General features: G+C 39.9%; 23 protein-coding genes and 1 pseudogene. 10 read left to right on the plus strand and 14 right to left on the minus strand.

Annotated features, from left to right (window positions below; all coding sequences use genetic code 11):
• Nucleotides 1–1189 precede the first annotated feature (1189 nt).
• Nucleotides 1190–2125, minus strand: coding sequence for a sulfate/molybdate ABC transporter ATP-binding protein (locus AC106S_RS08765; RefSeq protein ID WP_482439570.1), 936 nt, complete (start codon nt 2123–2125; stop codon nt 1190–1192).
• A gap of 76 nt (nt 2126–2201) precedes the next feature.
• On the opposite strand from AC106S_RS08765, the gene AC106S_RS08770 reads away from it, so the two are divergent.
• Nucleotides 2202–2861 carry a YceI family protein gene (locus tag AC106S_RS08770; protein ID WP_482438695.1) on the plus strand — a complete coding sequence of 220 codons (660 nt, stop codon included), beginning with the start codon at nt 2202–2204 and terminating at the stop codon, nt 2859–2861.
• A 126-nt stretch (nt 2862–2987) separates the two neighbouring features.
• Complete coding sequence (pheS, locus tag AC106S_RS08775) at nt 2988–3998, plus strand: phenylalanine--tRNA ligase subunit alpha (protein ID WP_482438696.1); 1011 nt, start codon at nt 2988–2990, stop codon at nt 3996–3998.
• Between the two features lie 255 nt (nt 3999–4253).
• On the opposite strand, the gene AC106S_RS08780 is transcribed toward pheS, so the two are convergent.
• Nucleotides 4254–5024, minus strand: coding sequence for a DUF3108 domain-containing protein (locus AC106S_RS08780; protein WP_482438697.1), 771 nt, complete (start codon nt 5022–5024; stop codon nt 4254–4256).
• Between the two features lie 156 nt (nt 5025–5180).
• On the opposite strand from AC106S_RS08780, the gene AC106S_RS08785 reads away from it, so the two are divergent.
• Both AC106S_RS08785 and AC106S_RS08790 read left to right on the plus strand, forming a co-directional pair.
• Nucleotides 5181–6236 (plus strand): NAD(P)/FAD-dependent oxidoreductase, encoded by a 1056-nt coding sequence (locus AC106S_RS08785; RefSeq protein WP_482438698.1) that lies wholly within the window; start codon nt 5181–5183, stop codon nt 6234–6236.
• A gap of 77 nt (nt 6237–6313) precedes the next feature.
• Entirely contained in the window at nt 6314–6643 is a 330-nt protein-coding gene (locus AC106S_RS08790; protein ID WP_062701105.1) for a 2Fe-2S iron-sulfur cluster-binding family protein, read from the plus strand.
• A gap of 77 nt (nt 6644–6720) precedes the next feature.
• On the opposite strand, the gene AC106S_RS08795 is transcribed toward AC106S_RS08790, so the two are convergent.
• The 5 genes from AC106S_RS08795 to AC106S_RS08815 form a co-directional block, all read right to left on the minus strand.
• Nucleotides 6721–7257: a hypothetical protein gene (locus AC106S_RS08795; RefSeq protein WP_482438699.1), complete on the minus strand. Its 537-nt coding sequence runs from the start codon at nt 7255–7257 to the stop codon at nt 6721–6723.
• A 14-nt stretch (nt 7258–7271) separates the two neighbouring features.
• Nucleotides 7272–7853: an LOG family protein gene (locus tag AC106S_RS08800; RefSeq protein ID WP_482438700.1), complete on the minus strand. Its 582-nt coding sequence runs from the start codon at nt 7851–7853 to the stop codon at nt 7272–7274.
• A 74-nt stretch (nt 7854–7927) separates the two neighbouring features.
• The gene (locus AC106S_RS08805) at nt 7928–9370 is read right to left on the minus strand and encodes an aminoacyl-histidine dipeptidase (protein ID WP_482438701.1); all 1443 of its coding nucleotides are present in this window, start codon (nt 9368–9370) and stop codon (nt 7928–7930) included.
• 111 nt (nt 9371–9481) lie between these two features.
• A complete protein-coding gene (locus tag AC106S_RS08810) occupies nt 9482–9976 on the minus strand; it encodes a hypothetical protein (protein ID WP_482438702.1) in 495 nt (164 codons plus the stop codon).
• A 19-nt stretch (nt 9977–9995) separates the two neighbouring features.
• The gene (locus AC106S_RS08815; protein WP_482438703.1) at nt 9996–10601 is read right to left on the minus strand and encodes an LURP-one-related family protein; all 606 of its coding nucleotides are present in this window, start codon (nt 10599–10601) and stop codon (nt 9996–9998) included.
• 235 nt (nt 10602–10836) lie between these two features.
• Here AC106S_RS08815 and recR point away from each other — a divergent pair, with 235 nt between their 5' ends.
• Nucleotides 10837–11448 carry a recombination mediator RecR gene (gene recR / locus AC106S_RS08820; protein ID WP_482438704.1) on the plus strand — a complete coding sequence of 204 codons (612 nt, stop codon included), beginning with the start codon at nt 10837–10839 and terminating at the stop codon, nt 11446–11448.
• A gap of 1 nt (nt 11449) precedes the next feature.
• On the plus strand, nt 11450–12283 hold the full coding sequence (locus tag AC106S_RS08825) for a glycosyltransferase family 2 protein (RefSeq protein WP_482438705.1): 834 nt from the start codon (nt 11450–11452) through the stop codon (nt 12281–12283).
• Between the two features lie 54 nt (nt 12284–12337).
• On the opposite strand, the gene secG is transcribed toward AC106S_RS08825, so the two are convergent.
• The 3 genes from secG to AC106S_RS08840 form a co-directional block, all read right to left on the minus strand.
• Nucleotides 12338–12691: a preprotein translocase subunit SecG gene (gene secG, locus AC106S_RS08830; protein ID WP_482438706.1), complete on the minus strand. Its 354-nt coding sequence runs from the start codon at nt 12689–12691 to the stop codon at nt 12338–12340.
• A 133-nt stretch (nt 12692–12824) separates the two neighbouring features.
• Nucleotides 12825–14855, minus strand: coding sequence for a M16 family metallopeptidase (locus tag AC106S_RS08835; RefSeq protein ID WP_482438707.1), 2031 nt, complete (start codon nt 14853–14855; stop codon nt 12825–12827).
• Nucleotides 14856–14901: 46 nt separating this feature from the next.
• Entirely contained in the window at nt 14902–16215 is a 1314-nt protein-coding gene (locus AC106S_RS08840) for a M16 family metallopeptidase (protein WP_482438708.1), read from the minus strand.
• A gap of 233 nt (nt 16216–16448) precedes the next feature.
• Here AC106S_RS08840 and AC106S_RS08845 point away from each other — a divergent pair.
• The 4 genes and pseudogenes from AC106S_RS08845 to AC106S_RS08860 all read left to right on the plus strand — a co-directional run.
• A pseudogene (locus tag AC106S_RS08845) lies at nt 16449–16622 on the plus strand (OmpA family protein); the annotation flags it as partial.
• 388 nt (nt 16623–17010) lie between these two features.
• Nucleotides 17011–17208 carry a hypothetical protein gene (locus AC106S_RS08850; RefSeq protein WP_482438709.1) on the plus strand — a complete coding sequence of 66 codons (198 nt, stop codon included), beginning with the start codon at nt 17011–17013 and terminating at the stop codon, nt 17206–17208.
• 122 nt (nt 17209–17330) lie between these two features.
• A complete protein-coding gene (locus AC106S_RS08855) occupies nt 17331–19661 on the plus strand; it encodes an ATP-dependent helicase (protein ID WP_482438710.1) in 2331 nt (776 codons plus the stop codon).
• Nucleotides 19662–20050: 389 nt separating this feature from the next.
• The gene (locus tag AC106S_RS08860) at nt 20051–22813 is read left to right on the plus strand and encodes a TonB-dependent receptor plug domain-containing protein (protein ID WP_482438711.1); all 2763 of its coding nucleotides are present in this window, start codon (nt 20051–20053) and stop codon (nt 22811–22813) included.
• Between the two features lie 85 nt (nt 22814–22898).
• Here AC106S_RS08860 and tenA read toward each other — a convergent pair whose 3' ends face one another.
• The 4 genes from tenA to thiM are packed head-to-tail and all read right to left on the minus strand — an operon-like array spanning nt 22899 to nt 25795.
• Nucleotides 22899–23549, minus strand: coding sequence for a thiaminase II (gene tenA / locus AC106S_RS08865; protein ID WP_482438712.1), 651 nt, complete (start codon nt 23547–23549; stop codon nt 22899–22901).
• On the minus strand, nt 23536–24369 hold the full coding sequence (gene thiD / locus AC106S_RS08870) for a bifunctional hydroxymethylpyrimidine kinase/phosphomethylpyrimidine kinase (protein WP_482438713.1): 834 nt from the start codon (nt 24367–24369) through the stop codon (nt 23536–23538). The genes tenA and thiD overlap by 14 nt, the downstream gene beginning before the upstream one ends.
• Complete coding sequence (gene thiE, locus AC106S_RS08875; protein WP_482438714.1) at nt 24366–25001, minus strand: thiamine phosphate synthase; 636 nt, start codon at nt 24999–25001, stop codon at nt 24366–24368. The genes thiD and thiE overlap by 4 nt, the downstream gene beginning before the upstream one ends.
• A complete protein-coding gene (thiM, locus tag AC106S_RS08880; protein ID WP_482438715.1) occupies nt 24998–25795 on the minus strand; it encodes a hydroxyethylthiazole kinase in 798 nt (265 codons plus the stop codon). Before thiM ends, thiE begins: the two co-directional genes overlap by 4 nt.
• Nucleotides 25796–25801 lie beyond the last annotated feature (6 nt).

A 25801-nucleotide genomic window follows, 5' to 3' on the forward strand; every position in this document is an offset into this window, starting at 1 on the left:
TCATACTTTACAGATGCCATAAATTAATTTATATATCAGTGGCAGAAAAATTTAATCACAAAGCCAAAACAAAGAATAAATAATAATTGAGTGTTATTTTAAGATAAACAAAGGCGTAAACTTAGCAAGGCAATACTAAGCTTAATTAAGGGAAGGTTTTTGTTTATCTTAATTTTTTAGTCTCGCGGATCATGCAGATTGAGCAGATTTTGTTGCAGAAAATAAGTATCCTTGTTTAAGAGTTCAGGTATGAATAAAACGCATGTGTATAACGTCCGCTTCATCGAATCAACGGAGTTGATTCTTATCTTTGCTTTCTGAAATCAGCAGTACCCCCTCATCAGCTTTGCGTTAATTTTTTTCCATACTTTACAGATGCCATAAATTAATTTGTGTATTAATGGCAGAAGGATTTACTCACAAAGGCAAGACAAAGAATAAATAATAATTGAGTGTTATTTTAAGATAAACAAAGGCGTAAACTTAGCAAGGCAATACAAAGTTTAAGAAGGGAAAGGCTTTTGTTTATCTTAATTTTTTTAGTCTCGCGGATCATGCAGATTGAGCAGATTTTGTTGCAGAAAATAAGCATCCTTGTTTAAGAGTTCAGGTATGAATAAAACGCATGTGTGTAACGTCCGCTTCATCGAATCAACGGAGTTGATTCTTATCTTTGCTTTCTGAAATCAGCAGTACCCCTCATCAGCTTTGCGTTAATTTTTTTCCATACTTTACAGATGCCATAAATTAATTTGTGTATTAATGGCAGAAGGATTTACTCACAAAGGCAAGACAAAGAAAAAATAATAATTGAGTGTTATTTTAAGATAAACAAAGGCGTAAACTTAGCAAGGCAATACAAAGTTTAAGAAGGGAAAAGCTTTTACTTATCTTAATTTTTTAGTTATCAGGCAAAAACCATTTGTGGAAAGGCCACAAAAAAAGGAAAGAATTGGACAGTGTAATCTTTCAAAGACTTAATTGCAAAGAACTGCTAATGTCCGTCTCAAGGCAGAAAGAGAATTAACCAAAAATTTCCTTATGCTGTGTAGATACAAATGTAAGAAAAAGTTTAATAACGATGTGCTGTATTTGTGTTTTTTTTATCCACAAACTAACAATAAGTATAAGATAATCTTTACGTTATGAAGAATGCCGGAAATCGGAAGCCTGTTCAGGAAGCGGTTTATTACACTAATGAGATACGGATCATTCCGTGTATCTTTTCATCAGTATACATCACAAGTTCCTTGTCTTTTACCCTGATTTTATTCCAGTAGTGGGTTCCTGCGAATCTGCTCTCAAGAACTTCAGCTTCCAGCCCGTTTTCGGTGAGTTTTATTTCTTTCGGGTAATAAAAAGATCTGGAAATCCGGAAATCGGCAGCCTCGGTTTCATTAAAAATATTCACTTCTCCGAAAAGTTTGGCAACATAAGAATTGTAAGGATTTCTGTAGGTCTGTTCCGGTCCGTCATTCTGAATTAATCTTCCGTCCTGAAGAATCACGATCTGATCCAGCCACGGCATGACATCCTGAAGCTCGTGAGTGGAAATGATCAGGGAGATCCGGTGCTGCTTCACATACCTGAACAGCCTTTCACGGAGTTCTATCTTTCTCGGAAAATCCAGATTACTGAAAGGTTCGTCCAGAATAAGCATTTTAGGCAGTACAGACAATGCCCTTGCAATGGCCACTCTCTGCTGTTGTCCGCCGCTTAAATATTTAGGAAGGACATGGGCAAATTCCTGAAGTCCTACCACTTCCAGAAGTTCTGTAACGGTTTCTCTTTTTTGATTTAAATTGATATTGGAAATAAACTTTCCTACATTTTCCGCAACAGTAGCATAGGGCATAAGGTCGAAATTCTGGGCTACGAATTTCATTTCCGCTTCACCGGGAACAAGGTTGCCTTTCGGGCCCAGAAGAGGAATTCCATTAAAAATAATTTCACCGCTTTCCCAATCCAGCAGTCCGTAAATAAGGCTGAGAAGGGTAGATTTTCCGCAACCGCTTTCTCCTGCCAGAGCAATGATTTTTCCTTCCTCAAATCGCAGATTGAGGTTCTGAAACAGCGGTTTTTCCTGGGTATGAGAGAAGTATAAATTGTTTATTTCTAATAGCATCATACAAATGTAAGGTTTTTATGAAAACATAATTTTTTTTATTATATTAGCAGAAGTAATAAAAATATATCAAAAAATGAGAAAAAGACTGTTTTCATTAGCTATTCCCGCTTTATTTATAGCCGCTGTGATGGTTTCCTGTAAAAAAGACAAACCTCTTACCAGTGAAAGCAATGAAGTGACGACTACTAAAGAAGGAAGCCAGTATACACTGGATACGCTGAACAGTAAAGTGGAGTGGAAAGGATATAAAGTATTCAAATCTGAAAATACCAGCCATTTCGGAACCATTAAGTTTGAAAGTGGTGATGTGACGGTAAAGGACGGAAAGCTTGAAAGCGGAAAGTTTGTTGCCGATATGAACTCTTTAACGTCAGTAGACCTTAAAGACGACGCAGAAAGTTTAGGTAAACTGAACGGGCATCTTAAGAGCGGCGATTTCTTTGAAGTGGAAAAATTCCCAACTGCTTCTTTTGAAATTACTAAAGTGACTCCGGCTACCGAAGGAGATTACAATACCATGCTGGATGGAAATTTAACCATCAAAGGCATTACAAAACCGGTTCAGTTTAAAGCCAATGTCTCTGTAAAAGACGGAGAAGTAAGTGTAGCTACTGAGCCTAAAGATATTAAAAGAGAAGAGTTTGGCGTGAAATTCCAGGCTCCTGCTGAAAACGGAGTGATCAAAGATGAGGTAACCCTTCAGATCAACGTTAAAGCCTTAGAAAAGAAATAATTTTTTTATTTAAGTGAAATAAGTGATTGAAGTCTGCCTCCGAAAAAGGGGCAGATTTTTTTATGACAGATTCATTATTAAACTTAAAAACCGTATTTTTGCAAAACATTTTGAAAGGGTAAAACAATGATAGAAAAGATAGAAGAACTACTTACCGAGGTAAACGGCTTCAATGCTACATCAAAGGAGGAAATAGAAAACTTCCGAATCAAGTACAATGGTAAAAAGGGTGTTCTGAATGATTTTTACGAAACATTAAAAACAATTCCTAACGACCAGAAGAAAGAGTTCGGACAGAGAATCAATTCTTTGAAACTGGCGGTGAACGGAAAGCTGGAAGATCTTAAAGAAGCTTCCCAGTCTTCGGTTGTTGTTGAAAAAGAAGATCTTACAAGACCTGCCTTTCCTTTGGAACTGGGATCAAGACATCCCATCAACCTGGTAAAAAACAGAATTATCGAAATTTTCAAGTCGATAGGTTTTGCTGTGGCCGACGGTCCTGAAATTGAAGACGACTGGCACAACTTTACAGCCCTGAATCTTCCTGAATACCATCCGGCAAGAGATATGCAGGATACTTTCTTCATTGAGCAGAATCCTGATATTCTTTTAAGAACGCATACATCTTCCGTACAGATCCGTTATATGGAAGAAAATCAGCCGCCTATCAGAATTTTATCTCCGGGAAGAGTATTCAGAAATGAAGCGGTTTCTTCACGCTCACACTGTATTTTCCATCAGATCGAGGGATTGTATATTGATGAGAACGTAAGCTTTGCAGATCTTAAACAGACCATCCAGTTCTTCACTACGGAACTTTTCGGAAAATCAAAGATCAGAATGAGACCTTCGTATTTCCCGTTCACCGAGCCGAGTGCCGAAATTGATGTATACTGGGGATTAAACTCTGAAACAGATTACAGAATCACCAAAGGTACAGGATGGCTGGAAATCATGGGATGCGGAATGGTAGACCCTGCCGTTCTTAAAAACGTGAATATTGATGCCGAGAAATACTCAGGTTATGCTTTCGGAATGGGAATTGAAAGAATCGTCATGCTTCTTTACCAGATGAGCGATATCCGTATGTTCTTTGAAAATGACATCAGAACTTTAGAACAGTTCAAAACATTATAAAAAATCAACCCTCCGGAATTTCCGGAGGGTTTTGTTTTTAATTACTGACCTAAGAAACAAAACGTAATTAAAAACGATCTTATTGAAAAATTACAACGTGTTTTTTTAAGGATGCCGGGAGAGATTGCGGTAAATTATGCTGTCTTTTCCCTGCTGTTATTATTAAGACAGCCGACTGCCGGAAAATATTACATCCGGAATAAAAAATGCCTGTAAAATTTTACAGACATCTTATTTTATAGAAACAGGTAGCTCTTACTTGGTAAACTTTAAAGGATACTTTACATTTTTGTAATCGTCAATACTGGCCTTTAAAGAGCCTACGGCAAGTTCAGCTTTCAACAGCATAGGAACATGGTTGGCATCATTGGAAACCCACATGGTAACCCCTTCTTTTTCCTTGAAAACCCTTCCGCTTTTCACAGACGGGATAATTTTCAGACAGTTGATCTTTCCGAACTTTGTTTTCAGATCCTCGGTTCCGGTTACTTTCAGCTGGAACGGAAACATTTCGTCATCAATCCATACATTCATATTGATCACAGTACCTACTTTCAGTTCATTGGGACTTTTGCTTCTCAGATAATAGAAGCAGGAAAGCATATCCTGAACTCCTTTTACCGATTTAATCACTTTTGAGCCGTTAGCAGGAGTTTTCCTGTCTGTTAAGATCAGTGTATTGTCATTATGGTTGAAAACGGTCTCAAAGTGCTGGCGGTAGCTGCCTTCACGTACATTTCGTACATAAAAACTCGGGAGGCCCGTCTGTATATTGATAAAACTTTCATAGAGGTCTTCTACCTTAAAGAATGCTTTTACAGCCCCGGTGGTTTGTCCTGTCCCTTTCACATACAGATGGGGTACTCCCATATAGTTTGTGGTTTTGGTGGTGAGATTGGCGGTTCCTGCATTCAGGATGCCATAATGTATTCTGAGGGTAATAGATTCACCGTCAGCGATATTATCAACCTGGGCGTTACCCAGAAAGAACAGGAATACTGCTAAAAGGTTTAAAATTTTCTTCATGGTATGACTTTTACAAAAACACTGCCAAATTCAAAAACACCGGATATTTGAAGGTATTTGATAAATCTCAGGTTTTTATTTAGAATCAATTAAATATGCTTCGCATTAAAATTAGTAAATTTGCACTTATATGTATAATTAAATTATCTTTTTATTATGATAACTACCGATATATTGATCATAGGTGCCGGGCCTACCGGGCTTTTTGCTGTATTTGAAGCAGGATTATTGAAAATGAAGTGCCATATTATTGATGCGCTTCCACAGCCGGGAGGACAGTTAGCCGAGCTTTATCCTAAAAAGCCTATTTTCGATATTCCGGGGTATCCTTCGGTAAATGCCGGAGAACTGATCGATAATTTAATGGAGCAGATCAAGCAGTTCCAGCCTGGATTCACTTTGGGAGAAACTGCAGTTTCTTACACTAAAGTTGATGATGAGTGGTTTGAAGTGATCACCAACAAAGGAACAGTTCACAGAGCGAAAGCAATTGCCATTGCAGGAGGATTGGGAACATTTGAACCTAGAAAGCCTACGATTGACAATATCGCTGATTATGAAGAAAAAGGTCTTGAATATTTCGTGAAAGAACCTGAACACTTCAGAAATAAAAAAGTGGTGATTGCAGGAGGTGGAGATTCCGCCCTTGACTGGAGTATCTTCCTTTCCAATGTAGCAAGTGAAGTAACCTTGATCCACAGAAGAAATGAGTTCAGAGGAGCTCTTGATTCCGTAGAAAAAGTTCAGGATCTTAAAAACCAGGGAAAAATCAAGCTGATTACCCCTGCTGAAGTTACAGCCATCAAAGGAGAAGGCAAAGTAGAAGCCATTACCGTAGAAGTAGAAGGCCAGGAGGCTTATGATATCGAAACAGACTATTTCATTCCTTTATTCGGTCTGACTCCGAAACTGGGAGAAATAGGAAACTGGGGATTAAATATCGAAAAAAATGCGATCGTAGTCAACAATGCACTGGATTATCAGACCAATATCGATGGGATCTATGCGATTGGTGATATCAATACCTATCCGGGGAAACTAAAGCTGATCCTTTGCGGATTCCACGAAGCTACCTTAATGTGTCAGAGTGTATACAACAGACTGAACCCAGGTAAGAAATTCGTTCTGAAATATACAACCGTAAGTGGAGTAGACGGATTTGACGGAAGCCGTAAAGAAGCTGAGAAGGCAGTTGTTAAAAAAATTGACTAAATTTGCTGCGGGAAAATGACAGTATCTGAAACGAAAAATCTGTCTGTCATTAACTATTAACCAGCAATTATCAGTAAATGAACGATATCAATATTAAAATCACCGATAGAGAAGGAGTAACCCACGATGTAGTAGCCCCTACGGATATGTCTATGAACCTCATGGAAATCATCCGTTCCTACGAACTGGCCGAAGAAGGAACCATTGGTGTATGCGGAGGAATGGCCATGTGTGCTTCATGCCAGGTGTATGTAATCAACGATCCGGGGCTTGAGCCGATGGGTGCCGAAGAAGATGCCATGCTTGCAGAAGCTTTCCATGTAAAAGACAACAGCAGACTGGGATGCCAGCTGCATATTGTGAATGAAATGGAAGGACTGGAAGTGGAAATTGCTCCTTATCCTTAAGAATATTTTAAATTTAATTAATATAAAAACCTCCTGAAGATTTTCTTCGGGAGGTTTTGTTTATGCTAAAAAAGCTATTATCTGTAATCTGAAAAATAAATTGTTCCAAAATCTTTAACCGTTTGAACTTTTGTTTTACTTTCAACTTCCCCATTTTTATAGGATTCAGATATTCTAACTTCTTTGTGAAGAATGAAATTATTTGAAAGTTTATCATACTTAAAAGTAATTATTTGTTTCATTTTTGTCCCTTCTGGAACAAATTGGTAGGCTAGAATAATAGAAAAACTATTCTTTCTAATTTTTAAATCCTTGAAAGGATCTGTGAGATCTTCATTACAGTCTGAACAAGGCACAATATTATTGTTTGATGTAGAAAATGAGGATGTTCCATCTTTTTGTAACAAGTCTATTCTTACAATTCTACATTTCATATCATCATCTCCAATATAATTATTTTTACATTTGACGCTTTCAATTTCTATATTGTCAGGAATTTTATCATTATTCAGATCATTTGTATATTCTTTGAAGATGTATCTTGATTTTTGCGCCTTACAAAAATTATTTAAAAGGAATGAAGAGAATAATATCAATATAAATTTAATCATCATTTATCAACATTATTTTAAACTTTATCCTTCGAAATCCACTTACCAACTGTAGGTGCCTGATAATTTCTCATCTTATCCAACAGCTCGTCAATCGTATTGCTGATCAGCAGCATATCGCTGTTCACCTGCTTTAAAAAGCCTTTATCTACCATATTCTGAACCAATCTGATGAGATCATCATAAAAGCCATCAATATTGAGAATTCCAATGGGTTTTTTATGAAGACCAAGCTGTGCCCAGGTGATCATTTCGAAGAACTCCTCCAATGTTCCATAACCACCCGGAAGGACGATAACACCATCACAAAGTTCATTCATTTTAGTCTTTCTCTCGTGCATGGTTTCCACAAGAATAAGTTCCGTTAAATTTTTATGGGCGATTTCTCTGGATTTTAAAAACTGGGGAAGAATGCCGGTTACTTTTCCGCTTTCACTTAAGGCTCCGTTGGCAATTGTTCCCATTAAGCCGGTTTCCGAGCCTCCGTATACAAGCTGTATACCTTGCTTGGCCAATGTTTTGCCCAGTAAAAAGGCCTGTTCTTCATAGATTTTATCCGAGCCGAAGCTTGAGCCGCAAAATACGGTGATACTTTTCATCGTTAAATAAGTTTAAAATTAAAAATATCCAAAATCATAAGACTTTGGATATTCAATATAGCAATATTATTCATTTATTTCAAAGGGATATTCGCTAAAATATCTTTTGTAAAGCTCCAGAACTTCTGTGCTGAAGGGATATTCGCTTTTTCATCAGGAGAATGTGCTCCGCGGATCGTAGGCCCGAAGCTTACCATTTCCATTTCCGGATAATTGGCCCCGATAATTCCGCATTCCAGCCCTGCATGGCAGGCTACCACATGAGGCTTTTCCCCGAATTTTTCCGTGTATAGCTTTTCCATCAGCTGAACGATCTCAGATCCCGGTTTGGGTTTCCATCCGGGATAAGAGCCGCTGAATTCTACATTCATTCCGGCTAATTCCGCTACGGATTTTAGTTGTTCTGCCACAGAATATTTTGAAGATTCTACGGATGATCTGGTAAGGTTGAGTATTTTAAGCTCTCCGCCTTTTAATTCCACTCTGGCTACGTTATTAGACGCTTCTACAAGATCTTTCACGTCCGGACTCATTCTGTAAACCCCATTGTGAAGGGATTTTAAGGCAAGAATGATCTTTCTGGAATCGTTTTCAGAAATCGCTTTATCTGCTGAGGTAGAGTTTTCAATATTGATCTGGATTCCCGGCTCAACAGAAGTAAATTCTTCTAAAATCTCTTTTTTAAGAACCGTTACCTCTTCAATGAATTCCTGTGCATTTCTTACAGAAACCACAGCAACTCCCTCTCTTGGAATTGCATTTCTAAGACCTCCGCTGTCAATAGAGATCAGCTGGATGTTTTCTTTTGCCAAGCCGTTATAAAGAAGTCTTCCCAGGATAATATTGGCATTTCCGAAACCTTTATGGATATCCATTCCGGAATGTCCTCCCTGAAGTCCTTTCACTTCAATTCTTACAATCTGTCCTTTCGGAGCTTCTGTTTCATATTGCTGGGTAATGGTTACATCAACCCCTCCTGCACAGCCTATATCGATTTCGTCATCTTCTTCCGTATCAAGATTCAGCAGAATATCTCCGGTAAGCTGGCCCGGTTTTAATCCTAAGGCTCCTGTCATTCCGGTTTCCTCATCAATGGTGAAAAGGGCTTCCAGCGCAGGGTGAGGAATGTCTGAACTTTCAAGGATCGACATGATTGTCGCTACTCCCAAACCGTTGTCAGCTCCCAGGGTCGTTCCTTTTGCCTTCACCCAGTCTCCGTCAACTTCCATTCTGATGCCTTCCGTTTCAAAATCAAAATTAATGTCATTATTTTTCTGGCATACCATATCCAGGTGCGACTGAAGCACAACGGATTTGCGGTTTTCCATTCCTGCAGTAGCCGGTTTTTTAATAATTACATTTCCTACTTCATCTACCGTAGTTTCAAGTCCGAGGTTTTCACCAAATTCTTTAATGAAAGCAATTACTTTTTCTTCTTTCTTTGATGGTCTTGGAACCGCATTCAGCCTGGAGAAATTTTTCCAGATAATCTGCGGTTCTATATTAGATAATTCCATGAAATTTATTTTTCTCAAAATTACGAAATAAAAAATGCTTCCGTGAATCTGGAAGCATTTTTGTAAGTCGTTTTTTAGGATTATTGTGGCCATTAGGCTATCTTTATCCTTTTAACAGCCGCATTCTCCGTAAATTGGCATTGTTTCTGCCGTTCCGTCCGGTTTTTCAATCGTCAGGGTGCCTTCGAATAATAAAGCTTCTTCGCCTTTTATTTTCTTACCCTTTACAGAGATTTTGTAATTGTCGTTTTCTATTTCTTTGGTAAGCTCTTCATCAGCTTCCATATCACTTGAAGAGATCAGGTTCATGGCCAGTCTCTGCCCGTCCAGTTTCATATAAGCTGTTTTTCCGGCATCATCTGCATAAATGTATTTTTCTGCTTCAAAATCGGCTTTATTTTTGGCAAAATAACATGAACATTCTTTGATCTCTTTCGGAAAAGGGAAAATATCCACCAGGATTTTGTCTGATGAAGCCTGAACTTTTGCAGAATCTTTTGTCATATTCAGAGAATCTGATGCGGATGTACCGCCAGTAACAGAATCTTTGTCCTTTTTACAGGCTGTTAAAAGTAATGCTGAAAAGAAAATAATCAGATATTTCATTGTCTGTTGCTTTTATGGTTTAGCCTCTTGCTCTTTCCAGAAGAACCATCATCAGTAAGGATAAGATCACAAGACTTTCGTCTTCATCATCAATATCGATCATTCTGTCCAGCTGGAATCTTCTTCCGAAGAAAGAAGGCATCTTTTTCATTTTAAAATAAGCTTTCCCGTCAATCCCGGTTACCGTGTAAGACGGATTAAGGAAATAGCCGGTAAACATTCCGATAATGGGGATTTCACCCACGAAGCCATCCCAGAATCTTACCCATGCACTGTCTTCCTGTACTTTGAATTTAGGCTGATCATGAGCATCCAGAATGTCATAGCTTGCTTTCCAGATAGAACGCATCCCTTTTCTGGCCAGTCTTCCGTAATTTTTGTTTTCAGTAACGTCATTCAGAGAGTAGGATGCATTGAAATCAATCCACTGGTTGGCTCTGATTCTGAACAGTTCTTTAGATTTGCTTTCATCATTGAAAACAATAACATCTTCTTTTAGTTTGAACATTTTCTGACGGACATAGGCTACATAGTTCCCGTTTCTGTCTGTAATGTTAAAGTCGCTGGCCAGTGTGGTGATTTTAAATTTGAAGTCCAGCGGATAATTAAGATTTTTTAGTACCATTGAGTTTATTTTTCTTCAATTAATATTTGAGAAGCCAAAGATAAAGGTTTTTTAGAGATTGAGAAAAAAAGAGGGGAGGGAGGATGAAAGATGAAGGTGGATAGATGATAGACGGATAGATGATAGACATAAGACTGCAGTCATTTAAATATCAAACATCAAACATCAAATCTCCAACTTAAAAACCCTTCCCCAACCACTGGCACTCCTCAACTATATTCCTTATTTTTGCGCTATGGATTATCCTAGTAAAGTTTTGGCAAAGGCAGTGGATGAAATTTCGGGACTGCCCGGAATAGGGCGGAAAACGGCTTTGCGGCTGGCTCTTCATTTATTGAAACAGCCCAGTTCCAGGGCGGTAGGTCTCGGAAATTCCCTGATCAATCTTGTCAGTGAAATAAAATACTGCAGAGAATGTCATAATTTCTCTGATTTTGATGTATGCGAAATTTGTGATAATGAAAAAAGAAATGGTGAGCTGATCTGTATCGTAGAAGATGTAAGAGACGTTATTGCTATTGAAAATACAGGGAAATATACGGGGAAATACCTTATTTTGGGAGGGAAAATCTCGCCAATGGAAGGGGTAGGACCTTCTCAGCTGAATATTCCGAGTATTGAGAGAAAACTGAATGAAGGAAAGGTCAGAGAGTTTATTTTTGCATTGAGTGCTACGATGGAAGGAGATACAACGGCTTATTATATTTATAAAAAGTTTAAAAACTTTGATGTAAGCTTTTCAAGCATTGCCAGGGGAATTTCAGTAGGGGATGAGCTGGAGTATGCCGATGAGGTTTCTTTGGGAAGATCGATCATCAACAGGCTTCCGTATAACGAAAAAGACTAATATGAAGCTGTCAGTAATTATCGTTAACTATAATGTTACCCGGCTGCTCAGAAGCTGTCTTTTATCTGTTCGGAAATACACGGATGAGAATACCTGTGAGATCATCGTTATCGACAATGCTTCCACAGACCGCTCGTGGAAAGATCTGATCGCTGAATTTCCCAATGTCCGTTTCATTGCTTCCGAATCTAATGACGGTTTCGCTAAAGCCAATAATAGAGCTATTAAAACGGCATCCGGAGAATATCTTCTGATCCTGAATCCCGATACGGAATTTGAGGATTTTTACATCAGTGAACTTTTGGATTTTGCAGATTCCAAGCCGGATTTTGGCGGACTTGGGGTAAGGATGCACGATGCAGCAGGTGTTTTCCTGCCTGAAAGCAAACGTTCTGTTCCTGATATGTTCAATTCTTTTGAAAAGCTGTTTACGAACTTTAAAAAGAATAGTTCAAAGTCTTATTACAGAAATGATATTGATGAATATGCCATTGCGGAAGTAGATGTCGTTACCGGAGCATTTCTGCTGGTGAAAAAAGACGTATATGAAAAAATAGGAGGGCTGGATGAAGCCTATTTCATGTACGGCGAAGATATTGATCTTTGTTATACGCTATTAAAAAACGGCTATAAGAATTATTATTACGGAAAAGCTTCCATTCTTCATCACAAAGGAGAGAGCACGGTAAAAGATGAAGTCTATCTCGCAAGATTTTACGGAGCCATGCAGATCTTTATTGATAAGTATTATAAAAACTCCAAACCGCTTCAGTATTCATTTTTAAAGGCTGGTTTAAAACTCAGACATCAGATTGAAAAGATCAGGCTCAAATAAAAAAGCAGTTCAAATTATTGAACTGCTTTTGTTTTATGTAAAGTATTGACTTTCTTATTTTGCCGGAGCTGCCGGAGCTTGCACCGGAGTTGTAGTAGAAGCCGGAGCAGACTGCTGTTTTGCCGGAGCTTCTTTTTTCACAGGTTGTTGCTGTGCCGGAGCTGCTGTTGAAGGTTTCCCGGTAACCACAACACTGATAAGGATAAGAACGATAATAACCCCGCCTAACGTCCATGTTGCTTTTTCCATGAAATCATTGGTTCTCTGTACCCCAAACTGTGCAGAAGATGCACCTCCGAAAGTACTGGAAAGGCCTCCTCCTTTTGGATTTTGAGCCATAACAACGATTACCAATAAAATGCTGGCAATCATAACAAGAACCATCAATAGTGTAAATATAGTATCCATTAATTCTGATATCTTTTTGAATGGGCAAATTTAATCTTTTTTTACTGAATGACAAAAAAAGATGCCTGCAAATATTATTTAAAATAAAAACGGCAGCAAAAGCTGCCGTTTTTTATATGAAAACAGGCTTGTTTTATTTAAAATCAGAATCTTTAGCCTGATTCAGCTGATAAGACTGTACGGTAAGATCTACATCCATACCCCCCATATTCTGAATGATGGTAAAAGGAAGTTTAACCCCTGAAACCTCTTTGTAATTGTTGAAGCTGGTAGGAATAGATCCGCCTTCGGATACTTTCACCTCTCCGGTTTTAAGACCTGTTTTTACACTGTAATAATAAGTGCCTTTAGGACCTTTTAATACATATGAATCTTCATTGTTGTACTTTTCGATTCCTGCTACCTTAATATCCGCAGATTTAGCGAAAGTAAGTTCAGGGAAAAGTTCAGGTTCTATCATTTCAGCTTTTTCTTTATCTGTTAAAGGAAGCTTTTGTCCCTGCATCTGCTGGTAACCTTCTTTACCGTCAAAAACAATTTTCTGAAGCGTATTTCCTGCCATCTTCAGTTCCATAAGCATTTTTCCGCCTTTTGCCTGGATCAGTTTCATGCTCATATCCATTCCCTGGATTTTTGTGGTAGCATCAGAAGAAATAGACGTTACTTTCTGTACAGCTGCCATACCTCCGATTGCATTGATGTATTTATCAGCAACAGATGCAGTGGTTACATTGGCGTCAACCTTCTGTGCAGCAGGTTTTGCGATAGGATTGGCTTCCCTGTCAAAATATTTTACAGGATACCCCAGTTTTTCCAGTCCTTCAGAAATATCAGAACCTTTTCCTGCGATGAAAATTCTGCTCTGGTTGGGAAGAATAGTAGCTTTGGCAGCCGCAGAAACATCAGCAACCGTTACTTTGTCAATAGACTTCAGGTAATTTGCGTAGAAATCTGCCGGAAGATCCTGAACTTTCTGGTTTAAAGCGAATCTTGCAATAGTCTCAGGTTTTTCAAGAGACATGATGAAAGATCCTTTCAGTTTTGCTTTTGCATTTTCTAATTCCTCAGGTTTTATCGTGGTAATTCCGCTAAGTTCATTCATGAATTCCTTAACAGCTTTGTCAGTCACCTCATTTCTTACGCTGGCTTCAGCAGAAAATACCGGAGTATATTTGCTGGCACTCAGACTGGAGTAAGCCCCGTAAGTGAATCCGTTCTTCTCACGGAGATTCATGAAAAGTCTGGCTTCAGCACCGCCTCCCAGAATATAATTGGCAATAGTCGCTGCAAAATAGTTAGGGTCCTTCATTTTTAAGGTAGTCAGATTTCCCACAGATACTACTGACTGTACTGCTGAAGGAACATCCACTACATTGATTTCTGTTTTTGCCAGGTTGGAAGCCGGCTCTAACGCTGCGAACTTGGTACCTGCTTTTTTCCATCCTCCGAAAGATTTTTCAACCAGAGATTTTATCTGGTCAAACTTCACATCCCCTACAATCACAAGATAAGCGTTGTCCGGAGTATAGTATTTGTTATAAATGTTCTGTACATCTGAAAGCTGAATTTTACTGATTGTTTCAACCGTTTCAAATTCACCTCTTGAAGTATTTTTCCCATACATCAGCGCATTGGATACTCTTGATGCAATGGAAGGAGCATTTTTTTCGTCTGCCTTTAAACCTTCAATCGTTCTGTCTTTGGAATTTTTGATTTCCTCGGCAGAAAAATTAGGGTTTACGATAGCATCTGCCATCAGCGCTAAAACTTCAGGGAAATATTTGGATAAAGATCCTGCGGCAGCCCCGGCAGAGCTGAAATTGATTCTGGCTCCTAAGAAGTCTATCTTTTTATTGAATTCGTCTTTGCTTAAATTTTTAGTTCCGTTTTCAAGCTGTTCTGCCATGATCTCGCTTACACCGGTTACATTACCTTCATAATAAGGAGGTCTGTCCATAGAAAGGCTGGCGCTTACTCTTGGCAGTTTATGGTTTTCTACCACCATTACCGTAAGTCCGTTGCTCATCTGGAAAGTTTTTGGCTTGGCAATGTTGATGGCAGGTGTTGGTCCCGGCTTTGGCATTGCGTTAAGGTCTATTTTTTGTGCAGAAAGCATTCCTGCGAATAAAAATGCTGCCGCTATATATGTTAATTGCTTTTTCATTTGTAAAAATTATTATGGTAATCAATTTTTCCTGGTACTCCGTAGATTACTTTTTCTCAGGAAGGTAATTAATGATCACTCTTTGGTTAGGATTCAGATACTTTTTGGCAGCATTTTGCAGATCTTGTCTGGTGATCGATCTGTAAATGTCGATTTCCTTGTTGATAAGGTTGGTATCTCCCATCAGTACATGGTTGGTTGCCAGTGAAGCAGCAATTCCCTGAATACTTGAGTTGGCATTTACAAACTGATTTTCAAACTGGTTCTGAAGTTTCTGATAATCTTCCTCAGAAATTAATGAGGTCTGAACTTTTTTGATCTCTTCATCAATTACTTTTCTCAGATCTGCTTCAGGAGTTGGCCCCATCGGGATGGCAAAAAATGCAAAAACCCCGTCTTTTTCAAAAGCAATAGGGTTGGCAGAAACCTGTAAAGCTTTTTTATCCTGATCTACCAGTTTTTTGTATAAAACCGAAGATTTTCCACCGCTCAGGTAGGCAGAAAGCATTTCCAGTACTTTAGAATCTCTTTCCGTGTTGGAAAGGGTTCTGTATCCGTAGATATAAGCAGGAAGCTGGATGTTGGCATCTGTATAGGTTACTACTTTTTCCTGGGTAATAGTAGCGTCCTTTGTATAGGTTCTGGTAACAGGAGTTCCTTTCGGGATTCCTCCGTAGTATTCCTGGATCCATTTCTTGGTCTGTTCAGGCTTGATATCTCCGGCAACTACCAGTGTAGCGTTATTCGGGATATAGTATTTTTTATAGAAATTCTGGAATTCTTCCAGCTTGGCAGCATTCAGATCTTCCATGGAACCAATCGTAGACCAGTGATACTGGCTGTTGGTAAACATATTGTTAAGAATGGCCGTGAAAAGGTTTCCGTACGGTCTGTTATCCATACTCAGTCTCTTTTCTTCTTTTACAACTTCTCTCTGCGTGTCCACCCCGATCTGGTTGATTACGGCATGACGCATTCTTTCAGCTTCCATCCAGAGACCCAGCTGCTCGTTGTTGGAAGGGAAAGTTTCATAATAATAAGTTCTGTCGTTGGTCGTGTTGGCATTGTTCTGTCCTCCGTTGGAAGAAACAATTTTCATCCATTCGCCTCTTTTGATGTTAGGAGTGCCTTCAAACAGAAGGTGTTCAAAAAAGTGAGCGAAACCTGTTCTTTTGGCAGCCTCATCTTTGGCTCCTACATGGTACATCACTCCTGTGGTAACTACCGGTGCAGAATTGTCCTGGTGAAGGATTACGTGAAGGCCGTTTGGCAGATCATACTCTTCGAATTTAATTTGCTGTGCATTCAGCATCAATCCGAAAAAAGATGCAGCTGCAACAGAAAGAAGTCGTTTTTTCATAAAGCAGAAATTGTTTTGCATAAATTAGTAGAGAAAACAGAGTATTTGTTACACTTCCTCATGCTTTTTTTTCATTTTTGTGTAAACTGACAAATTATTTTAAAACCGGAATGAAAATTTACTGCATTGTATTATTTGTTTTGTTTAATGTATGGGTAAAAGCACAGGGTATTAAAGGTAAAGAAGCCTTCAATAAGTGCCGTAAGGAATTTACCAGGAAAACCTGTCTTTCTGATGAAGATAAGGACGGAATTCTTTTTTATCTGGATCTGTGTCCCAAAGAATCGGGACCTGTTGAAAATAATGGCTGCCCGTGGCCTGACAGTGATGATGACGGTGTTGTTGATAAAGATGATGAGTGCCCTTATCATATCGGTTTACCTGAATATAAGGGCTGCCCCGAACCTTACAGATTTGATTGTGAAAAGAAGAGAAAAGAAGACAGCCTGGAAATGGCAAAACTGAGGAGGGATTACCAAGATATAGATAAAGCTTATAATCAGCTTAGCCGTACTCTGCCGGACCAGATCAAAAAATATAATTTTAAAAACATACAGTTTCATATTACATTAATCGACTGGGGACCAGGCTGTCATTACGGAGATGGCTGCAGCCGGAGTTGGGAGTATGATCGGGCCAATTATCTAAGAAGCAAAATTCTGGAATAAAACAGCTCTTGAGAACCTGTACAGCCGGAAAGACATAGCTGAAATTTATTTTGGTAATAAACTCTGGCCGGAGGAGCTGTTACCTGAATTAAAGGAGTTTCTGGATCCCTCCCTATACAGTTATCTGATGAAATACAGAATAGAAGGGCAAGGAAGAATCGTAATGACGAAAAAAAGAAAAGAACCGGGAAATTATATTAAAGTAGAAATACATTTTAAAAATCCTTACCATGTTGAAATTATGCTGACCGGCAATTCTTTTATGACGGATACCGAATATAAGTTTGATGGAGAACAATGGACCGTGCTTAAAAAAGCAAATTAAAAGAAGAAATACAAGAACAGGGTTAAAATCCTCTGAGAATACCCAACCGGAAGTTAAATGAGTTTCATAATTTGAATTCTCCTCTGAATGCACTAATTTTGTGTTCCAAAAATTTTTGCAGCATGGATTATCTGAAAGGACTCAATGAATCACAATATGAAGCCGTTACCACGTTACAGGGACCTCTTATGGTACTTGCAGGAGCGGGTTCCGGAAAAACACGGGTACTTACGATGCGTATTGCCCACCTGATCAATAACGGAGTAGACCCTTTCAATATCCTGGCGCTTACCTTTACCAACAAAGCAGCCCGCGAAATGAAAGACCGTATTGCTAAGGTTGTAGGAACCAGCAATGCAAGAAGCCTCTGGATGGGAACCTTTCACTCTGTTTTTGCCAGAATCCTCAGAATTGAGGCTCATTATCTGGGATACCCTTCCAATTTTACGATCTATGACCAGCAGGATGCCCTGAATGTGATCAAGAAAGTGCTGAAAGATATGAATATCGATGCCGATCTTTATAAACCTAAAAAAGTTCAGGCCAGAATTTCTACCTATAAGAACAACCTGATCACAGTAAAAGCGTATTTCAACAATCCTGAACTGATGGAAGCAGATGAAAAGGCCAATATGAAATTCATCGGACAGATCTATCAGAAATATGTGGAAGCATGTTTCAGAAACGGATCCATGGATTTTGACGACCTGCTGCTGAAAACCAATGAACTTTTAACCCGTTTTCCGGAAGTGCTGGCGAAATACCAGGACCGGTTCAGGTATATCATGGTGGATGAGTACCAGGATACCAACCATTCACAGTATCTTATTGTAAAAGCGCTGGCTTCAAAATTTGAAAATATATGTGTGGTGGGGGATGATGCCCAGTCGATCTACTCTTTCCGTGGAGCGAACATTTATAATATCCTCAACTTTAAAAAAGATTATCCGGACGCTATGACCGTTTCGCTGGAGCAGAATTACCGTTCAACCCAGACGATTGTAAATGCTGCGAATGTAGTGATTGCCAAAAACCTTCAGCAGTTCAAAAAGAATGTGTTCAGTGATAACGAAGAAGGAGATAAGATTAAAGTATACCGTTCCCTCTCCGATGCGGATGAAGCCAATTTCGTAGCCGGAAATATCTGGGAACTGCGCAACCGTGACCAGAGAAAATACAGTGATTTTGCAATCCTGTACAGAACCAACTCTCAGACCAGAGCGTTTGAAGATGCACTAAGACGTAAAAATATTCCATACAAAGTATATGGCGGACTTTCTTTCTACCAAAGAAAAGAGGTAAAGGACCTGATCGCCTATCTCCGACTTCTGATCAATGAAAACGATTCTGAAGCACTCACCAGAATCATCAATTATCCGGCAAGAGGAATCGGGGAAACCACTCAGAACAAACTGATTGTTTTTGCAGATGCCCAGAATGTTTCCGTTTCAAAAGTACTGGATAACCTTCCGATGTATGCTCCGCAATTAGGCTTAAATAACGGAGTTTTAAATAAACTGAACGATTTCTGGTCGATGATCAAAGCATTCCAGGTACTGCTGAAAACCGAAACCGCATACAGTGTGGCTATGGAAGTGGCAAAACGGAGCGGGCTGATCAAGTTTTTAAAAGACGACCAGACTCCGGAAGGAATTTCCAGGGTAGAAAACGTACAGGAATTAATGAACTCCATGCAGGGGTTTATTGAAGAACAGATGCAGCTGGAAGACGGGGATCCAAGCCTTTCCAACTTCCTTGAAAATATTGCCCTGTCTGCGGATACCCAGGATAAAGATCTTGAAGATGATATGGTTTCCCTGATGACGATTCACCTTTCAAAAGGTCTGGAGTTCCCCGTGGTTCATCTGGTTGGTCTTGAAGAAAACCTTTTCCCGAGCTTTATGAGCTCTGCGACCAGGGAAGATCTGGAAGAAGAAAGACGTCTGTTTTATGTAGCACTCACCAGAGCAGAGAAGCAGGTTTTCTTTTCCTATGCCGTTTCCCGTTTCCAGTGGGGGAAAATTACAGATGCCGAACCTTCAAGATTCTTAAGCGAGGTAGATGAGGAATATATTGAGTTCATCAATCCGGCCATGGAAAAAAGATTCATCAATAACGCCGGACTGAAATCCAATATTTTTGATGAACACCCTTCCGAACAGCGCTCTTTCAGAAAAGTAGAGAAGAAAACCATCGACAGGGGAGAAACTTCACAGCCTGCTCCCGAAGTAAGAAAACTGAAACCTGTAAGTACCGCTAAAATCATCAATCCAAGCGGAGCTTCTTCCCAGGATATTGAAGTAGGCGATAAAGTAAGACACGACCGTTTCGGAATAGGGGAAGTGACTTTCCTGGACGGAACAGATCCTCAGAATATCAAAGCCAAAGTTGTTTTCATGCATGAAGGTGAGAAAAACCTGATTCTGAAATACGCAAAACTTACGAAAATATAAATTCTTCAGAAGATAGCTGAAATTCAACATAAAACGGATCCGGAACAGGGTTCGTTTTTTTGTTGTTGAGAGTGAGAGTTGGGATAATAGACAGATAGATAATAGACAGATAGATAATAGATGGATAGATGAGAGACATTGAGGTTAAAAAAAGGGTTTTCCTGATGTGAGATACAAAATGTAACCTTCAGCCTGCTATCTGCCACCTAAAATCCGGAATTTACCTGTGAAAACCTTACTCCAAATATAAAAATTCACAAACTTCCATCCGCATAGAAAAAAACTATCACTCTTTTTCAGAAAACAAAAGTCTATTAATTTTGTAGACTAATAAAATTGCTTTACATTTGCCACTCAAAAAACATAAACTATTAATTGATGTAAAGGATATGAAAAATAGAAATACCATCTTATCAGCTTCTGTCTTATTTTTTCTGGGAAGTTTTGCTTTCGGGCAGGAAAAAGAAAAAGACAGCCTGAAAACCAATAAAGTAGAGGAAGTTGTAATTCTCGGTTCAAGAGGAGGGGCAAGGTCAAAAACAGACAGCCCGGTTCCGGTGGATGTATTCAATATCAAAGAGTCTTCCGTGGTTCTTCCGCAATCAAGTATAGGGCAGATCCTGAACTCACTGGCTCCGTCTTTCACGTCTACCATTCAGACAAACTCAGACGGAACGGATCACCTGGATCCTGCACAGCTGAGAGGATTGGGACCTGATCAGGCTTTGGTCCTGGTAAACGGAAAAAGAAGACACACTTCAGCACTGGTAAATGTAAACGGAACACCGGGCAGAGGAACCGTAGGAACGGATCTTAATGCCATCCCTTCATTTGCCCTGAACAGGATAGAAGTGCTTAGAGACGGAGCTTCCGCCCAGTACGGCTCAGATGCCATTGCCGGGGTCATCAACCTGGAACTGAAAAAAGATACCGGAAAACTGACCGGACAGGTAAGCTATGGCGGAAATTTAACGCCAACAGCCAATGACCATACCGGGAATTTTGACGGCCAGAATATTCAGCTTGATCTTAACTACGGAAATAAGATCGGAAGTAAAGGCGGCTTTTATAATATCACATGGTCTTCACAGTTCAGAGACCCTACATCCAGAGCGGGGGCAGAAAGCGGTACCATCTACAATGCCTATAATGCCATTGAAAAACGCGCACTGAATGACGGAGTGAATCTTTCCTCTTTATTCAGTAATATCAGCAATACCCCGAATTCACAGCAGCTTGTTGATTATATTCACCAGTATGCGCAGGGCATTGGATACTTCAGTGCAGCCCAGCAGAGTGCCATTCAGAATACATCGATTATTCAGGATATAAAGGATGCCCAGGGAAATGTAATCCAGAAAGGGCTTCAGTCTCTGCTGAATTTTGATGTTACCGATCAGGAACTGGCTTACAGGGGGCTGACAAGAAAAGATTTCAATATGCAGGTAGGGCAGTCTAAACTGAACAATCACCAGCTTTTTGCCAATATAGAAGTTCCGGTGAGTGATAACTGGAAGGTATATTCATTCGGCGGATACAGCATCAGACATGGGGTTTCCGGAGGATTTTACAGAAAGCCCAACCAGAGCAGAACGTTTACTGGGCTGTATGCAGACGGTTATCTGCCGCAGATCGGAACGGATATTCAGGATCTTTCACTTGCGGCCGGAATCAAAGGGACATGGAACGGATGGCATATTGATCTGAGCAATACCTTCGGGCAGAATTCATTTACCTATAACATCAGGAATACGGGAAACACCTCGTTAAGATTCAGTTCCCCAGGAGATTTTGATGCCGGAGGATTAAGATTTTCCCAGAATACGGTCAATCTGGATTTTTCTAAAAAATATGATGTCTGGAACGGAATTAATGTCGCTTTCGGAGGAGAACACCGCTATGAAAATTTTAAAATGACAGCAGGAGAGGAGGCTTCCTATGCAACCTATGATGTTTCCGGAAATATATGGAACAACAACAGTCCGAGACCTACGGATTTCTTTGGAAATGCACTTCCGGGAGGGTCCCAGGTATTCGGAGGATTCAAGCCTGCTAACGCGGTGGATAAAAACAGACAGTCGGTAGCAGCTTATGCCGATGTGGAATTCAATTTTACCAACTGGCTTTTGGTGGATGCTGCGGCGAGATATGAGAATTATTCGGATTTCGGATCTACCTTTAATTATAAACTGGCTTCAAGAATAAAAGTAGCTCCCAATTTCAATGTAAGACTGGCCGGATCTACGGGATTCAGGGCACCTTCCATTCATCAGATTTATTATAATGTTACTTCTACTCTGTTTACGAACGGCCAGCTTCTGGAAGTGGGAACATTCAGCAACGATTCCAGAATTGCCGAACTGCTGGGCATTCCAAAATTAAAGCAGGAAACATCCAGATCGGCAAGTGTAGGATTTACTTACAGAATTCCGGCGGTCAATTTATCTTTTACAGCCGACGGTTATTTTACGAAGATCAATAACAGAGTGATCCTTACCGATCAGTTTTTAAGAGCTGACGTACCGGCAGCGGCAAAAGATGCTTTTGATGCAGAGAATATCAACGGAGCGCAGTTTTTTACCAATGCCATAGATACGGAAACAAAAGGAGTGGATGTGGTGATTGCCCATAATATGAGAGTTTCAGGACTGAAGCTGGATAACAGTTTCGCCGTAAATCTCAGCCAGACAAGGAGAGTGGGAGATATTCATTCTTCAGGATTACTGCAGTCTGCCAATCTTGAAAAGGTTTATTTTTCTGAAAAATCCAGAGTATATCTGGAAGAAGCAGTTCCAAGAGTGAAAGCCGGTTTATCACATACCCTTTCATGGAAAAATGCAAGCTTCTATCTTAGAAATACCTACTTCGGAAAGGTAACCGGAGCTGATATTATTGATGCCAATGGCGATGGAATGGTGGATCCGAACGAACACCAGCAGATTACGGCAAAGATTATTACGGATCTTTCACTGGCATATCAGTTTACCAAAAATATAGGATTGACGGTAGGCGTGAATAATCTGTTTGATATTTACCCAACCAGAAATCTTCCGGCTTCTACCAACAATGATCAGTTTGTGTATTCACGTTCCACATCACAGTTCGGACAGAACGGCAGGTATGTGTTTTCAAGACTTAATTTCAACTTTTAATATTTTTTTTTCACTTTCTATTATTATCAGAACAGGTCCTCAGAAAAAGGACCTGTTTGCTTTGTAATCAGGAATAAGCTCTGATTTATTTCCACATTTTTAATTCATAGGCGGCTTCCCAGAAATGAAACTCCATCCTTGAAGACATCACAAATGCTTCCGTCATTTTTTTCCGGATTTCTTCGGTGCTGTTTTCAGCGGCTCTGTCACAAATGGCAATGGCATGATCCACAGCTGCGGAAAATTCATCACCGCCATAAGTATCAATCCATTTCTGATAAGGGTTGTGATCTGTCTTTGGCCGGCTTAAAATATAATTTCCGACTTCCCTGTAAATCCAGAAGCACGGCAATACAGCTGCAACCGCAACTTCCACAGCTTCCAGGGCGGCAGTGCTTCTCAGAAAATGGATGTAATGATGGCAGGCAGGTTGTAAAGTACCCTTATCCGTAACACCAAAGTCCACGAAATACGATTCATGCAGTGCATTTTCCACCACAACAGCATTCTCAGCGAATCTCATAAAAGCCAGCACATCCTGGATATCCTGGATTTTTGCTGCAATTAACGATAGGGTCCGCCCGAAGTGTTCAAGATATAAGGAATCCTGAGCCATATAAAAACGGAATTTTTCCTGAGGAAGGCTTCCGTCTGATAATTCTTTAATAAAAGGCATGTCCAGAATAGACTGATAACGTTCTTCTATGGTTTGCCAGGTTTGTTCAGACCATTTCATTTTTGATAAGTTTTTGAGGATTAAAAAAGTGATTCAGCGGACCGTTTCCAAAGCCGGTTTGTACGTCTTTTCCGTTTTCTATTGCCTGGTAAACATATTGCTGTCCCAGAGAAACAGCTTCATGCAATGTTTTACCCTGAGCAAGATAAGCTGCTATGGCAGAAGACAGGGTACAGCCTGAACCGTGGGTATTATTGGTGTTGAACTTTAAAGTTTCAAAAGAGTGATACTGTTCATTTTCATCGTAATACAATGAGGTGATCGTTGAGGTTTCCTGATGTCCGCCTTTGAGAAGAATGCTTTTACAACCCAGTTTTTTGATCTTTTCTCCTGCTGCATATAGATCTTCAACGGTATGGACAGGCATATCAGCCAGAATTGCGGCTTCATCCATATTCGGAGTGATAACATCTGCCATAGGGAAAAGCTTTTCGGTGATGGCGGTAATGGTTTCTTCTTCAATTAAACGGTGTCCGCTTGTCGCTACCATAACCGGATCAAATACAAGGGGTATTTTTTTATATTTAGCCAAAGTCGAGACAATGGTTTCTACCAGCTGCGGAGTATGAACCATTCCTATTTTAATGGCATCGGGGAAAATATCATCAAGGATCGCTCCGATCTGGTCTGCCACCGCTTCCACGGGAACCGGGTATATTTTTCTTACTCCCTGCGTATTCTGTACCGGTAATGCCGTGAGTACCGATGTGGAAAAGCAGCCCAGAGCAGAAGCGGTTTTTATATCAGCCTGAATTCCGGCACCGCCGCTTCCGTCAAATCCGGCGATCGTCAGTACGGATGGGTATTTATATTTTTTCATTTTAAAATTTCATTTTTTAATTCATAAGCGGCTTTTTGAGGATAGTGAGCACTGCAAATCGCAGAAACAACGGCAATGCAGTCGGCTCCTGCTCTTATAACTTCTCCTGCATTTTCCAGATGAATACTGCCGATGGCAACCAATGGTTTGTCAGTAAGACTTCTGATCTGTGATATTCCTTCCAGGCCCCATTCCGTTATGGTATCGGTTTTGGTTGAGGTTTTAAAAACAGGGCTTATGCCTAAATAATCGGAGACTGAAGTCTCTTCATTGTCAAGCTGCGAAAGATATTCAATAGAATAGCCGATCATTTTATCCTTTATAAGAGGCTGCTGTCTCAGATAAACAGGTGAGGCATCACTGTTGCCGACATGAATTCCGGCAGCATTCACCTTTTCGGCTACTTCAATATTGTCATTGATGATGAGCGGAATATTATATTTATCAGTGATTTCTTTAAGTTTCTGTGCTTTCTGAAAAAATGAAACAGTACTGCTGTTTTTCTCTCTCAGCTGAATGATGTCCACACCTCCGAGGATAGCCTGTTCAGCCACTTCAATGAAATTTTTTCCGGCACAGTCTGCTTCGGAAATAACCAGATAAAGCTGATAAGGAAAAGAAATAAAACTCATTCCTGCTCAATTTTTATATGACTGAAAAACTCCTCTTCTGTAATGTTGTATAGCTTGTCAAGCAGATGAACCTGAAGACTTCCGGGACCTTTACTTTCCCGGACAGCCAGTTCCCCTGATATCCCGAGCAATGCCATTGCCGCTGCTGTGGCAATAATCCGGTCTTCCTGAATTCCTGTAAATGCTCCCGTTAATGCAGTGGCGGAACATCCCAGCCCCGTTACTTTAGTCATCATCGGATGCCCGTTACTGATAAGGACTTTTTGCTTCCCGTTTAGAATAATATCCGTTTTTCCGGAAATACAGACTGTTGTATCATATTGTTCTGAGAGAATTTTTGCTGAATTAACAGCTTCATTGCTTTGTGCTGTGCTGTCTACTCCCTTTGTAGCCGAAATATTGGCTTTTGAAAGAGCAATGATTTCAGACGCATTTCCTCGGATGACGGAAGGCTGATATTGTAAAAGCTGCTGTAAAACCTGATCCCTGTAAGATGTTGCTCCGGCTCCCACAGGATCCAGAATCCACGGTTTGTTCATGGAATGGGCTGTTTCAGCAGCGGTAAGCATAGACTCTGTCCAGTATTCATCAAGAGTTCCGATATTAATGACTACGGAATGGGCGATGTTAACCATTTCGCGGATTTCAGATTTGGCGTGCGCCATAATAGGGGAAGCACCGGCAGCCAAAAGGGCATTGGCTGTATTGTTCATCACTACATAATTGGTAATGTTGTGAACCAGAGGAGATTTTTGTCTGACAAGCTGTACCTGTTCCCAAAGGATTCTTTCCATTGTTAT

The organism is Chryseobacterium sp. FR054 (assembly GCF_056844565.1).